The 13,566-nt window shown below is 32.5% G+C and carries 13 protein-coding genes; 6 read left to right on the top strand and 7 right to left on the bottom strand.

The window, feature by feature from the left end; translation table 11 throughout:
• From atpD to ABI549_RS01075, 3 genes are all read left to right on the top strand, one after another.
• Window positions 1–824 (top strand): F0F1 ATP synthase subunit beta (atpD, locus tag ABI549_RS01085; RefSeq protein WP_348074597.1); only part of this gene is annotated, 824 nt, incomplete at its 5' end.
• Window positions 825–896: 72 nt separating this feature from the next.
• Window positions 897–1,178 (top strand): F0F1 ATP synthase subunit epsilon, encoded by a 282-nt coding sequence (locus ABI549_RS01080; protein WP_348074596.1) that lies wholly within the window; start codon window positions 897–899, stop codon window positions 1,176–1,178.
• 77 nt (window positions 1,179–1,255) lie between these two features.
• The gene (locus ABI549_RS01075; protein WP_348074595.1) at window positions 1,256–1,732 is read left to right on the top strand and encodes a hypothetical protein; all 477 of its coding nucleotides are present in this window, start codon (window positions 1,256–1,258) and stop codon (window positions 1,730–1,732) included.
• A gap of 82 nt (window positions 1,733–1,814) precedes the next feature.
• Here the strand turns inward: ABI549_RS01075 and ABI549_RS01070 are convergent, their stop codons facing one another.
• From ABI549_RS01070 to ABI549_RS01060, 3 genes are all read right to left on the bottom strand, one after another.
• Window positions 1,815–3,581: a DUF885 domain-containing protein gene (locus ABI549_RS01070; RefSeq protein ID WP_348074594.1), complete on the bottom strand. Its 1,767-nt coding sequence runs from the start codon at window positions 3,579–3,581 to the stop codon at window positions 1,815–1,817.
• A gap of 146 nt (window positions 3,582–3,727) precedes the next feature.
• Window positions 3,728–4,339: a hypothetical protein gene (locus ABI549_RS01065; protein WP_348074593.1), complete on the bottom strand. Its 612-nt coding sequence runs from the start codon at window positions 4,337–4,339 to the stop codon at window positions 3,728–3,730.
• A 78-nt stretch (window positions 4,340–4,417) separates the two neighbouring features.
• The gene (locus ABI549_RS01060) at window positions 4,418–6,049 is read right to left on the bottom strand and encodes a hypothetical protein (RefSeq protein WP_348074592.1); all 1,632 of its coding nucleotides are present in this window, start codon (window positions 6,047–6,049) and stop codon (window positions 4,418–4,420) included.
• Window positions 6,050–6,230: 181 nt separating this feature from the next.
• On the opposite strand from ABI549_RS01060, the gene lepA reads away from it, so the two are divergent.
• Complete coding sequence (gene lepA, locus ABI549_RS01055; protein ID WP_348074591.1) at window positions 6,231–8,027, top strand: translation elongation factor 4; 1,797 nt, start codon at window positions 6,231–6,233, stop codon at window positions 8,025–8,027.
• 58 nt (window positions 8,028–8,085) lie between these two features.
• On the opposite strand, the gene ABI549_RS01050 is transcribed toward lepA, so the two are convergent.
• Entirely contained in the window at window positions 8,086–9,018 is a 933-nt protein-coding gene (locus ABI549_RS01050; RefSeq protein ID WP_348074590.1) for a 1-phosphofructokinase family hexose kinase, read from the bottom strand.
• Between the two features lie 105 nt (window positions 9,019–9,123).
• On the opposite strand from ABI549_RS01050, the gene thiL reads away from it, so the two are divergent.
• Window positions 9,124–10,170 (top strand): thiamine-phosphate kinase, encoded by a 1,047-nt coding sequence (thiL, locus tag ABI549_RS01045; RefSeq protein WP_348074589.1) that lies wholly within the window; start codon window positions 9,124–9,126, stop codon window positions 10,168–10,170.
• 4 nt (window positions 10,171–10,174) lie between these two features.
• On the opposite strand, the gene ABI549_RS01040 is transcribed toward thiL, so the two are convergent.
• The 3 genes from ABI549_RS01040 to ABI549_RS01030 all read right to left on the bottom strand — a co-directional run bounded on the left by ABI549_RS01040 (window position 10,175) and on the right by ABI549_RS01030 (window position 12,954).
• Complete coding sequence (locus tag ABI549_RS01040; protein WP_348074588.1) at window positions 10,175–10,996, bottom strand: SDR family NAD(P)-dependent oxidoreductase; 822 nt, start codon at window positions 10,994–10,996, stop codon at window positions 10,175–10,177.
• Window positions 10,997–11,347 (bottom strand): hypothetical protein, encoded by a 351-nt coding sequence (locus ABI549_RS01035; RefSeq protein ID WP_348074587.1) that lies wholly within the window; start codon window positions 11,345–11,347, stop codon window positions 10,997–10,999.
• Between the two features lie 80 nt (window positions 11,348–11,427).
• Window positions 11,428–12,954, bottom strand: coding sequence for a carbon-nitrogen hydrolase family protein (locus ABI549_RS01030; protein WP_348074586.1), 1,527 nt, complete (start codon window positions 12,952–12,954; stop codon window positions 11,428–11,430).
• A gap of 182 nt (window positions 12,955–13,136) precedes the next feature.
• Here ABI549_RS01030 and ssb point away from each other — a divergent pair, with 182 nt between their 5' ends.
• Window positions 13,137–13,472, top strand: a complete 336-nt coding sequence (gene ssb / locus ABI549_RS01025; RefSeq protein ID WP_348074585.1) for a single-stranded DNA-binding protein — start codon at window positions 13,137–13,139, stop codon at window positions 13,470–13,472.
• Window positions 13,473–13,566 lie beyond the last annotated feature (94 nt).

The raw sequence follows: 13,566 nt of genomic DNA, 5'->3' as shown, positions 1-13,566 counted from the left end.
CAGGAATGAGAGAGTCTAAAGCTACTTTCGTTTTCGGACAAATGAATGAGCCACCAGGAGCTCGTGCTCGTGTAGCACTTTCAGGATTGTCTATCGCTGAGTATTTCCGTGATGGAGCAGGAACAGATCAAGGAAAAGATGTTCTTTTCTTCGTTGATAATATATTCCGTTTTACACAAGCCGGTTCTGAGGTTTCGGCTCTTTTAGGTCGTATGCCATCTGCGGTAGGTTACCAACCAACATTGGCAACTGAAATGGGAGCTATGCAAGAGCGTATTACTTCTACAAACAAAGGTTCTATTACATCTGTACAGGCGGTTTACGTTCCTGCGGATGATTTAACGGATCCAGCACCAGCAACAACGTTTGCTCACCTTGATGCTACTACTGTATTGTCTCGTAAAATTGCTGAGTTAGGGATTTATCCTGCGGTAGATCCGTTAGATTCTACTTCAAGAATCTTGACTCCACAAATTTTAGGTGATGAGCATTATGACTGTGCACAAAGAGTAAAAGAAATACTTCAAAAATACAAACAATTACAAGATATCATCGCGATTCTAGGTATGGAAGAATTATCTGAAGAAGATAAACTTTCTGTATCAAGAGCACGTCGTGTACAACGTTTCTTGTCGCAACCTTTCCACGTTGCTGAGCAATTTACAGGTTTAAAAGGAGTTTTAGTTGATATTAAAGATACTATCAAAGGATTTAATATGATTATTGATGGTGAATTAGATCACTTGCCAGAAGCAGCTTTCAACCTTAAAGGAACTATTGAAGACGCTATCGAAGCAGGAGAGAGAATGTTAGCAGAAGCGTAAAAAGAATTACGAATTACGAATTACGAATTATAAGTTCGTAATTTGAAATTCATAATTCATAATTCATAAATTATGATTTTAGAAATAGTATCACCAGAAGCATCTTTATTTAAAGGAGAAATCACGTCAATTTCTGTTCCAGGAGTTGATGGTAGTTTTGAAATGTTAAATAATCACGCGCCAATAGTTTCGTTACTTCAAAAAGGAACAGTAAGAATTACAGCGCCAAGTTTCAAGTTTAGCAAAGAATCTAAGGATTTGTTTACTAAAGTAAATGATCAGAATTACACGCTGAATATTTCTTCAGGAACTCTTGAAATGAAAGACAATAAAGTAATTGTTTTAGCAGACTAAAACAATTTAGAAATAAAACTAAAAAGCCAAGCAGAGATGTTTGGCTTTTTTTATATTTGTTTATTAAATTATTTATAATGAAAGCAAAAGTATTTTCTGCCCTATTTGGGATTCTGTTAAGTTGTTTTTTGGCTGGTTTTGCGGTGCACCAAAATACTAATCCATTATTGCTAACTAATGCTAAAACAAATAAAAGCATTAATATTTTAGAGAAGAATTCTGTTCAAAAAATTGAGGCAGTTTTGGGAGGTGCAATATCATTGAATAAAGAACTTCCCGACGACAAAGAAGAGCCTGTTTTCACCTTTACTTACGATGGTCTAATTATCGAAATGCAAAATGACAAAATTAGTAATTTGACCATTTCTAATACAAAATGGAAATTAAATACAGTCTCAACAGGAATGTCTTTAGCGCAAATAAGTTCTAAATTTGAAAGAAGTGAATTTGACTATTTTGGAAATCCCCGTTTTAAAGTAAAAGATTCTAAAGTTATTTTATTTGTAGAAATAGATAAAACTAATAAAGTAAAAAAAATAGGGATGGTTTTTTAAGATACTCTCTCATAAAATATATAAGTAAAACCGGATATTTATTACTTATATACTTTATGAGATATATCTTTTTTATGATTTCTTACTTTTCACTTTCAATCCAGTCATTAATTTTCTTTTCTAATAAAGCCAATGGCATTACTCCGGACTCTAACACTTTTTGGTGAAAAACTTTAATATCAAACTTATCTTTTAGTTCAGTTTGTGCTTTTTTACGCAATTCTATAATTTTTAGTTGTCCAATTTTATAAGACAAAGCTTGTCCTGGAATTGCCATATATCTTTCTACTTCTGCCGTGATTCCATCTTTACTTTCAGCTTCATTATCTAAAGAATACTGAATGGCTTGCTCACGTGTCCAGCCTTTTGAATGCAAACCTGTATCTACAACTAATCTAATGGCCCTATGCATTTCGTCATTAAGCATTCCTAAATATTGGTACGGATCTTTATACAATCCCAATTCTTTTCCTAAACTTTCAGCATATAAAGCCCAACCTTCACCATAAGCACCAAACCAGTTGAACCTTCTAAAATCAGGTAACGAAGTGTTTTCTTGTTGAAAAGACATTTGGAAATGATGCCCAGGGATAGCTTCATGCAAAAACAAATCTTCGTCTTCTAGTACATTATATTTTGTCGCATCGGGAATGGGTACATAGAAAATTCCAGGACGAGTTCCGTCGGCGGTACCTTGAATATATTCGGCGCTTGCAGTTTGTTCTCTGAAAGCTTCGGTACGACGAATTTCGAATTTTGTTTTGGGTTGTGCTAGAAATAATTTTTCTACATTTGGCTTTATCCTTGCGTAAATGCTTTCGAAATTAGCAATAACTTGTTCTGGTTTTGTAAACGGTTTTAGTTCTTTTTTGTCACGAACATCGTTCAGAAATTCTTTTAATGTTCCTTTAAACCCAACTTGAACTTTTACTTTTTCCATCTCAGCATTCAGCCTTGCTACTTCTTGCAAACCTAACTTGTGAATTTCTTCAGGCTTCATATCTGTTGTTGTCCATTGTTTTGCATAAACCGCATATAATGCTGCTCCGTTAGGCAAACTTCCTATTCCGCTTGTAGTTCTTGATGCTGGAAGATATTTTGTTTTTAGAAACGTTACCATTTCTTTATATTTTGGCATCAATTTATCCGAAATCATTTTTGAATAATCATTCTTTAAGGCTGTTTTTGTCTCATCAGAAAAATTAGCTGGCATTATTTTTATCGATGAATAAAATAAATTGTCTTCTGCTTTTGGAGTAATCTGATCTTGAAACTGTGGAATTACTTTTTCGGTCAATGCTTTTGGCAAAACCATTCCTTTTACCATTCCTTTTTTCATATAAACCATTGCAGAATCTAACCAAACAGTATAAGTATCCATTCTTTTTAAGAAATTACGATAATCTTTTTCTGTTTTAAAAGGTTGAGCTGCTGTTCCGCTAGCAAACTGTGACATGGTAAGATGTGTTCCCCAAAACTGATGAATTGGCATCAAATTTCCTTCTTGCTTCAACAAATCTCTTCCCACAGAAGTTTCCCATTTGATGATTTCATAACTAATTTTTTCTTCGGCAGATAATTTTTCGGAATCAATTTCTGATAATTGTTTTTCGTATTTACCAAAAAAATCTCCTTGCTTTTTTAGATAACCATCCGTCATTTCTAATTGCAATTGGTCATTATAATCGTTAAACCCGTTTAAAGTGGCATCTAGAGGGCTTAATTCATTTTTTTCTTTAAAATAACTATCTGTTAAATCTTTGAAATCTTGCACTTTTTTATCTGATTTACAATTTACAAATAATAATGTTATTGCTAACATTGAAAATAAAAAGACTTGTTTTTTCATATTAAAAATAATTTTGAAAGGTAAAACTAAAAGTTTTTTTGATTTATCTAGCTACAAAAAAGAATAAAGTTTAAAAAAATAAAATGGGTTCAACTTTAATAAAAAAGTTAAACCCATTTTTTGAATATTGTGATTTATAAAATCTCTTATTTGTATGCTTTTTTCAAAAGAAGTCCTGCTAATGATTTTCCTGTTTTAGCAAATCCTTCACCAATTCTAGATTCATTACTAAAATTGTTCCCGTATTGATCTCCAGGCGCATTTTCACTAGAAATTTCTAACAAAACATTTGATTTATTAGCTGTTTCTACAAATCTTAAATTTGTCGTAACTTTTGCTGGCGATTTCATTACCATAGCATCCCAACCTGGGAAAATCCAAGCAGCTTCAACAATCAGTGTATATTTTGCAGATGCTAATCCTTCTTGAAAAGAAACATCTTGCTTCTTTTTAGCCAATACAATATTTACTAGTTCTAAAAATTTTGGCTGCCATATAGACTCTTTAGCTCCACTCCATTTCTTTTTCCAGATATCTCCAACGCCTTTCGTTTTATCGTTAAGCTCTTTAGAACGCTCAGCAATATATTCTGCTTCTGTTTTATTTTCTTTCAACAATGTTAACTTACTGTAATCGAATTCAATATTGATTTCTTTTTGACCAGCTAGAAAACCAAAATCTCCTTTTACAACTTCCATTTTTTGAGCCGTCATCATTGACGAAACAAATAATACTGCTAATACTAATACTTTTTTCATTTTCTTGTTTTTATTTATTGTAATGTAAATCTACAATAATTTGTGATTATGTGATTAAAGAAATCTAAAACTTAATGATTAATTCAAATTAACCTTAATCATGATGTCTTCTTTTTTCTTTTTATATACTTCTAATAAAAAAGAATTTTCAGTTGTTTTTACAATTCTATTGGTAGAAAATTGATAGATTTTAAAATCCTCTACTTCTCTAGAATCTAAAATAGATCCCTTAGTTAAAGCACCATCTGAATCAGAAATTTTTACCGCTGTCAAATAACCTCCTTGACCATCACTATGTGTTGCTGGAGCTTTATCTAATGGTAAATCGATATTCTTTACATTGTCTAAATACACAAAATAATGATTGTTGTTCGCATTAAAATACTTATACGACATACCACCTTTTCCTCTTGACCCAACTTGGTTTTTAGCAATTTTTCTCATCCATCCTAATGTACCATCCGCATTAATTTTAGACACTAGCATATCTGCATAGTGATACGTATAAGTTGTTCTTGTTCCTCCTTGCGGGCTGTAAGACGTGTGAACAACAACAAAATATTGTTCTCCTACAAGTACAATACTTCCATCATCGTTTACAGCTAGATCTATTAAATCTAAATCAGAAAATTTTGCACCATCTCCTTTTCGTTCTTTCTTTTCATTCTTTTTCTTAGTTCTTTCGCTTTCGTATTGATTAAGTACTTCTAATGGAATTTCATGAAAAGTCTTATCGTAAATGGTTCCGTCTTGTTTTATTTTGAAAGCAAGAATTCCGTCACAATCATCAAAATCTCCTTTCCCATTACTGTAAAATCCACCACAGATTAAATAATCTTTATTGGTATCAAAAAGCCATAATTTATTGATGAATTTATCTTTATTATCAAATTGTGAAATTTCGATTTTATTAGATCCAGATTTAATCACAAACATTTCGATATGATAATTTGCTTCAGTATCTTTTCTTTTCTTTTTATCATCGTTACTGTCGTCATGAAAAACTTTTGTAAGCAAATATAAATTTCCTTTGTTATCTAACTGATAATCAAGATTATTCATCCTTCTTTCAGTATAAGGCATTGTTACTTCTGCTCCAGAAGTTTTATTTAAATTTCCATCAAAAGTATATAGCCCAAGAATATCAAAACTTTTGGTATCTCTTTTAACCTCAGGTTTTTTTCTGTATTGAATTAAGACATTTTTTTTATCTCTTGATTGATAAAAATCGAATTTATCCTCCACAGATATAGAAAACATACTTCCTACCATTGTGCCAGCAACTTTACCATCAACTTGAAAAACTAATTTTGGAGTACCTACAAATTCTCCACTAGCAAAATTAATTTCCGCAGCAAACAATTGCTCTTTCTCGTTATCACCATCCCAAGAAGAATACATAAAATAATATTTACTATCTATTTCCAGTACTTCTTCAAAAGAATAATTTTTAGGAAAATATTTTTCGTATAATTTTTCTTTTATAAATGCAGGTTTGTCAGAATCAAATTTTTGAATTAAAATTTCTTTTCCATCTATCTTCAATGCTAGTACTTCATTACCTTTTGAAAAATAAATTTTCTCTTTGGCATCAAACACCTTGTAAGGCTCACTTACTTTGTATGAATAATCCGTTGATAAAGTCTTTTGCGAGTGACTTTTTTGCAATGACAAAGTGAATACTATTAAAACACAAAGTAATTTTTTCATAATTTGTAAATCTTTTTTTGTTAATTAAATTTAATAAGGGGACAAAAGTATTTATTTGAGAGTGAAAAAAATAATGATTCTACATTTATCTTTTTCAACTCCTTTGACACTGACTAACTTTACGTTATCTTTGCGCATTAAACACAATCGTGTTTTCTAGAAAATTTGACCGATACAGAAGATGAAGCATATTAGAAATTTTTGCATTATTGCACATATAGATCACGGAAAAAGTACCCTTGCCGACAGGCTTCTTGGCGCAACACAAACTGTTACTGCCCGTGAAGAAAAAGCACAATTGCTTGACAATATGGACTTGGAACGTGAGCGTGGTATTACTATAAAAAGTCACGCCATACAAATGGAATACACTTATCAAGGTCAGGAATACATACTGAATTTGATCGACACGCCAGGTCACGTGGATTTTTCTTATGAAGTTTCTCGTTCTATTGCTGCTTGCGAAGGCGCGTTACTAATTGTAGATGCTGCGCAAAGCATTCAGGCACAAACCATTTCAAATTTATATTTGGCTCTAGAGAATGATTTGGAAATTATTCCTGTTTTAAATAAAGTTGATTTACCAAGTGCTAATCCAGAAGAGGTTTCAGACGATATTATCGATTTATTAGGTTGTAAACTAGAAGATATTATTCATGCTTCAGGAAAAACTGGATTTGGTGTCGAAAATATTTTGGCAGCTATTATCGAGAAGATTCCGCATCCAAAAGGAAATATTGATGAACCATTACAAGCCTTAATTTTCGATTCACATTACAATCCGTTCCGTGGTATCGAAGTTATTTTCCGTGTAAAAAATGGTCAGATTAAAAAAGGTCAGAAAATAAAATTCATGGCCACTGGTAATGAATATTTTGCAGATGAAATTGGTACATTAAAACTGAATCAAGTTCCTAAAAATGTTATTTCTGCTGGAGATGTAGGTTATTTAATCTCTGGAATTAAAGAAGCCAAAGAAGTAAAAGTAGGAGACACTTTAACTGATGCCAAAACACCTACAACCAATATGATTGTTGGTTTTGAAGATGTAAAACCAATGGTTTTTGCAGGAATTTATCCTGTTGACACCGAAGATTACGAAGAACTTCGTAACTCAATGGAAAAATTGCAGTTAAATGATGCTTCATTAGTATTTGCTGCCGAAAGTTCTGCGGCATTAGGTTTTGGTTTCCGTTGCGGCTTCTTAGGTATGTTGCACATGGAAATTATTCAAGAACGTTTAGAGCGTGAGTTTAACATGACCGTAATTACTACCGTTCCCAACGTTTCATATTTGGCTTATACCAAAAAAGAACCGGAAGTTGGTATGATTGTAAATAATCCTACCGATTTACCAGAGCCATCTAAATTAGACCGAGTTGAAGAACCTTATATAAAAGCTACCATCATTACCAAAGCTGATTTCGTAGGAAATGTAATGGGTTTGTGTATCGAAAAACGAGGTGTAATTACCAATCAAACGTATCTAACTACGGAACGTGTCGAACTAAATTTCGATATGCCGTTGGCAGAAATTGTATTCGATTTTTATGATAGATTAAAAACCGTTTCTAAAGGTTATGCTTCTTTTGACTACTCACCTATTGGTATGAGAACTTCAAAATTAGTAAAACTGGATGTCTTGTTAAACGCTACTTCGGTAGATGCTTTATCTGCTCTTATTCACGAAAGCAATGCGTATCACATTGGTAAAAAAATGTGCGAAAAACTAAAAGAACTCATTCCGCGTCAGCAATTTGATATACCAATTCAAGCCGCAATTGGAGCCAAAATTATTGCTCGTGAAACAATAAAAGCCTTAAGAAAAGACGTTACAGCTAAATGTTACGGTGGAGATATTTCTCGTAAACGTAAACTTTTAGAAAAACAGAAAAAAGGTAAAAAACGTATGAGACTCGTTGGAAATGTTGAAATTCCTCAAGAAGCATTTATGGCGGTTTTGAAATTGAATGATTAATATTTTTTTAGAGAATACATAATAGAGGAAGCCTGATGATGAAAATTGTCAGGTTTTTTTATTTATCTTTCAACCATTCAAACAATCGTTTTGCATCTTCTATTTTGAAAAGTTGTGTTCCTTCATTCATAGTCGCAGCAGATCCGCAAGCAACTCCCCAACGAAGAACTTCTTTTAAGTTTTTGTTTTGAGAAAGTGCTAAAATCATCCCTCCTACCATACTGTCACCAGCTCCAACAGTACTTTTTTTAACGACATTTGGAGCAGAAACAAATTCATAATAATCTTTGGTAACCAATACTGCACCTTGTGGCCCTAGTGAAACAACCACTATTTCGGCACCTCCATTTGCAATAATTTGTTTTGCGGCATGATTTATTTCTTCCATTTCTAAACTCTTTACACCAATTAATTTAGACAATTCAGAAACATTAGGTTTAATCATAAAAACACCCACTTCTAAAGCTTTTACTAAAGCTTCTCCATCAGAATCAATTATTAATTTTATTCCTAATTTTTTAGTGATCTCAGCAATTTTTTTGTAAAAATCAACCGGCAAACCTTCATTTAGACTTCCACTAACAATTAAATAATCAGATTTTAATTCTTGAATTAATTGGATAATTTTATTTTTTTCAGTTTCATTAATTTCAGCTCCTTTAAAACCAAAACGATACTGCAAGTTTGTATTGTCATCGACAGCAACAAAACTTTCTCTAGTATCACTATGGATTTCTACCGTTTCAAACGAAATTCCTTCTTTTTTTACAATCTCTTTCAACATTTCCCCTGTGAATCCACCAGATGTAAATAGCGCTTTAGAACTTCCTCCTAGATGAGCAATTGCTTTAGAAACATTGATTCCGCCACCGCCTGCATCAAATCTTGGCGTTTCGCAACGAATTTTTTGCTCCGGAACCAAACCTCTAAAATGCGTACTTTTATCTAAAGCTGGATTTACAGTAAGTGTAACAATGTCAAAATTTTTCATTTTAGATAAATTAATTAATCTGAAAGATTCTATAAATTTAATCAAAATTTGTGCGATTTGAGGCAAAAATTTCTTCGTACCTTTGCATCTTCAAATTAAAAATAAATGATCGAAGATAAAACACCACAACGTACCAGTATAGCACAATTAGGAGAATTTGGTTTGATAGACCACTTGACTAATCAATTCGAAATTACACAACAATCAACTTTAAAAGGAATTGGTGATGATGCTGCTGTTTTAGATTTTAAAGACAAAAAAATAGTTGTTTCGACCGATTTATTAATTGAAGGTGTTCATTTCGATTTGGCTTATATGCCACTCAAACACCTGGGTTACAAAGCGGTAGTGGTAAATATCTCTGACATTTGTGCAATGAATGCTAAAGCAACTCAAATCACAGTTTCGGTAGCAGTTTCTAATCGTTTTCCATTAGAAGCATTAGAAGAATTATTTGCAGGAATAAATCTAGCTGCACATGAATATAAAGTTGATGTCATTGGCGGTGACACAACCTCATCACAAAAAGGATTAATAATTTCTATCACCGCAATTGGTGAAGCTGATGAAGATGAAATTGTATACAGAAATGGCGCAAAAGAAACCGATTTATTGGTTGTAACTGGTGATATTGGCGCAGCTTACATGGGATTACAAGTTCTAGAACGCGAGAAACAAGTGTTTCAAGTAAATCCAAATTCGCAACCTGATTTAGATGCTTATACATATCTTATCGAGCGTCAACTAAAACCAGAGGCTCGTAAAGATGTTCGTACTTTATTGCACGCTTTGGAAATAAAACCAACATCTATGATTGATATTTCTGACGGATTATCTTCAGAAATTATGCATTTGTGCAAACAAAGCAAAGTAGGTTGTAATTTGTATGAAGACAAATTGCCTATCGATCCTCAATTTATTTCTGTTTGCGAAGAATTTAATATCGATTCTACAACTGTCGCGATAAATGGTGGAGAAGATTACGAATTACTTTTTACCATTGCTATGGAAGATTTTGAAAAAATAAAAGGCAATCCTAACTTTACAATTATTGGTCACATGACGCAGGAAAGTGAAGGAATTCATTTAGTAACACGTGCCAATACGAGAATTCCTCTAAAAGCTAGAGGTTGGAATGCTTTAGAAGAATAATTTTTTACAAATCTGATTTTGCAAATGTAAAATCTAAAGTTTTAATTAATTTTTCGCTCAAAATTACTTTCCCAACAGACGGTTTTTCTGTATTAAATTTGGGTAAAGTCAAATTTAATTCGATGGCTTTTTGGGTGTAATATTCTTCTCGAGTTGGGTGAAATGGCGAAGCAGCATTAAACGTTTCATTCCATACTTCGTCAGACTCAGTATTACAAATGATTTTCAAAATAATCCCAATACAATCTTTTTGATGAATTAGATTTATGGCTCCGTCAGGGTTTTCTATATTTTCTCTGCCAGCCAGAAATTTTATAGGATGGCGATCTTCACCTATTAATCCGCCGAAACGTAAGATTGTGGTTTCAAAATTTTTATTTTTTTGCAATAATTGCTCCACTTCTAGTAATTGTTTTCCGCCTTCAGTCTCTGGTTTTGGAGTGGTTTTTTCAGTTACAATCGAATTATCATCCGCATAAACAGAAGTCGAACTTATAAATAACACTTTCGTTACTGATGATGTTTCGATAAATGGAATCAAAGTTTTTATCTTGGCTACAAAATTCTCCGTAGCATTTCCTCGTAATTTTGGTGGAATATCAATAATTAAAACTTCTGAATTTTCTAAAAAAGCATCAATATTCCCAATGATTTCATTTTCATTTAACGAAAGTAAAAACGGCTGAATTCTATTTTCTTCCAATACAGAAAGTTTGTTCTGAGAAGTTGTCGAACCTTTTACAGAAAAATTATTTGAGATTAATGCTGTCGCCAATGGCAAGCCTAACCAACCACAACCTAATATTGAAATGTTTTTGTAAGTCATTTAGTTTTCTTTTTTTACCAACATATAATAATCATCTTCCAGAATTCGATAGCCTTGATCGTACAAAAAATAATAAGTATTTCCAGTTTTTGTACTTAAAATTGAGGTAAAAAACTCAAAATCGAAACCTTTGCTTTGCAGTTTTGTTCGAGTTGTTTTTCCTTTTCCTTCTGGGTTCAAATCGGACAAAATGCGATAATTTTTGCGTAATTTGTTGTTTATATTTCGCATTAAGTTGGTCGAATCTTTGTTTATTTTGTTGTTATACGCATTGCGACAACCGTCGGAACAAAACTTTTTGTCTTCACGACCTATAATTTTTTCGTTGCATTCTAAACAGTTTTTACTCATAGTTTTTTCATTGCGAAGAATGAAGAAATTCATCATTCTGTGTTATTTTTAGAAGCGACTCAGAAAATGAAACGCCGAAACTATTTCAGTTTTTTAAGTTGGTACAAATCTTTTCTTCTGTCTTTCATTGTGCGTACACTTCCGTTTTGGTGTAATTCTTTTAACAAATTAATATCAACATCTACGATTAATGTCATTTCGGTGTTTGGCGTAGCTTCGGCTTTTATACCATTACTTGGAAACGCAAAGTCAGATGGTGTAAAAACCGCCGCTTGTGCATACTGAATATCCATATTATTTACTTTTGGTAAGTTTCCAACACAGCCAGTTATGGCGACATAACATTCGTTTTCAATAGCTCTTGCTTGCGCACAATGTTTTACACGCGTATAGCCATTTTGTGTATCGGTTAGAAAAGGAACAAATAAAATATTCATGCCTTCATCGGCCATTAATCGAGATAATTCTGGAAATTCTACATCGTAACAAATTACAATTCCAATTTTTCCACAATCGGTATCAAAGGTTTGTATGGTATCGCCACCAGTAATTCCCCAATAGAAAATTTCGTTTGGCGTGATGTGAATTTTGCGATACATTTCGTTGGTTCCATCGCGTTTACATAAAAAACCTACATTATAAACATGACCATCTTCTATTAGTGGCATGCTTCCTGTTATTATATTTATGTTATAAGAAATGGCAAATTCTTGAAATTTTAATTTTACAGCTTCGGTATGTTTTGCTAGTTCTTTTATGGCTTCTGCTTCCGATAAATGGTTGTAATCTGCCATTAATGGTGCCGTGAACAGTTCGGGAAATAATGCAAAATCGCAACCATAACCCGAAACGGTATCGATAAAAAATTCGGCTTGTTCAAATAGTGCTTCTAAATTGCTTAAAGACCGCATTTGCCATTGAATTAAACCTAACCTAACTACACTTTTTTGGGTGTTTATTAATTTAGGACTGTCGTCATAATACACATTGTTCCATTCTAATAAAACAGCATATTCCTGCGATTCTTTGTCACCTTCTAAATAATTTTTTAGCACACGAACTTCGTGAAAATCATTGCTTAATTGGAATGATAAAACTGGATCGTATATTTCTTTTCGCTTTACTTTATCAATGTATATTTTGGGCGTTATTTCGTCTTTATAGTTTACATAATTTGGAATTCTACCCGCAAAAATGATTGATTTTAGATTTAATTGATCGCACAATTCTTTTCTAGAATCATATAATCGTCTTCCTAATCGAAGTCCTCGGTATTTTGGATTTATAAAAACATCGATACCATAAATAACTTCGCCATCTGGATTGTGAGTAGAAAAGGTGTAATTACCTGTAATGGCTTTGTAATTTTTTGTTTTAAAGGCAAATTCTTCAGTTACCAAAATAGATAATGCCGAACCAACAACTACACCATCAACAACTATTACTAATTGTCCTTCGGGAAATTTTTCTAATAAATTTTTCAATTGATGTTCTTTCCAAAATGATTCTGCCATTTCAGGATAGGATTCAATCATCGATTTTATTAGTTCTTTATAGTCTTCTATTTGTAAATTTCGTAATTCTACCGATTGTATTGCTTTGGGCATAAAATATTGATTTTCAACAAATATAAATAAAAAATCCCAATTACAAACGGTTACAAATAATTACAACCGAAAGTAAATGAATGACAACCGAGTAAATATTCCAACTCGTCACATCTTTGCACTGTCGAAATCAAATAACAATCGGCACTAACGAAAAAAATAACAATTTAAATTTACACGCCATGAATGCATTAAGAAACAGAGTACAGTTAATTGGAAACGTAGGAAACGACCCAGAAATTAAAATCCTTGACGGAGGAAAAAAACTAGCAAAACTAACTATTGCTACAAACGAAGTCTATTATAATGACAAAAACGAAAAAGTAACCGATACCCAATGGCACAACATTACCGCTTGGGGAAAAACTGCCGAAATTATTGAAGGTTTTGTAACCAAAGGAAAAGAAATCGCTGTTGAAGGAAAACTAACCCATAGAAGCTATGACGATAAAGATGGCATAAAACGCTATTATACTGAAGTAGTCGTAAACGAGTTATTGTTGTTGGGAAATAAATAAAATGTTTTGAGTAATTTATAAAAGCGGCAAGTAGTTTGTCGCTTTTTGTGTATTAAAAAGTGAGTTGTTTTGATAATTTAATAAAAATAAGCTT

It is taken from the genome of Flavobacterium sp. (assembly GCF_039932285.1).
Taxonomy (GTDB): domain Bacteria; phylum Bacteroidota; class Bacteroidia; order Flavobacteriales; family Flavobacteriaceae; genus Flavobacterium.
Note: the sequence above shows the minus strand (reverse complement) of the source record. Positions and strands in the feature narration are given on the sequence as shown.

Bases quoted from the DNA above. Each gene is read 5' to 3' on its own strand.
- ABI549_RS01080 (WP_348074596.1), top strand. From the start codon at position 897: ATGATTTTAGAAATAGTATCACCAGAAGCATCTTTATTTAAAGGAGAA.
- ABI549_RS01075 (WP_348074595.1), top strand. From the start codon at position 1,256: ATGAAAGCAAAAGTATTTTCTGCCCTATTTGGGATTCTGTTAAGTTGT.
- ABI549_RS01070 (WP_348074594.1), bottom strand. From the start codon at position 3,581: ATGAAAAAACAAGTCTTTTTATTTTCAATGTTAGCAATAACATTATTA.
- ABI549_RS01065 (WP_348074593.1), bottom strand. From the start codon at position 4,339: ATGAAAAAAGTATTAGTATTAGCAGTATTATTTGTTTCGTCAATGATG.
- ABI549_RS01060 (WP_348074592.1), bottom strand. From the start codon at position 6,049: ATGAAAAAATTACTTTGTGTTTTAATAGTATTCACTTTGTCATTGCAA.
- lepA (WP_348074591.1), top strand. From the start codon at position 6,231: ATGAAGCATATTAGAAATTTTTGCATTATTGCACATATAGATCACGGA.
- ABI549_RS01050 (WP_348074590.1), bottom strand. From the start codon at position 9,018: ATGAAAAATTTTGACATTGTTACACTTACTGTAAATCCAGCTTTAGAT.
- thiL (WP_348074589.1), top strand. From the start codon at position 9,124: ATGATCGAAGATAAAACACCACAACGTACCAGTATAGCACAATTAGGA.
- ABI549_RS01040 (WP_348074588.1), bottom strand. From the start codon at position 10,996: ATGACTTACAAAAACATTTCAATATTAGGTTGTGGTTGGTTAGGCTTG.
- ABI549_RS01035 (WP_348074587.1), bottom strand. From the start codon at position 11,347: ATGAGTAAAAACTGTTTAGAATGCAACGAAAAAATTATAGGTCGTGAA.
- ABI549_RS01030 (WP_348074586.1), bottom strand. From the start codon at position 12,954: ATGCCCAAAGCAATACAATCGGTAGAATTACGAAATTTACAAATAGAA.
- ssb (WP_348074585.1), top strand. From the start codon at position 13,137: ATGAATGCATTAAGAAACAGAGTACAGTTAATTGGAAACGTAGGAAAC.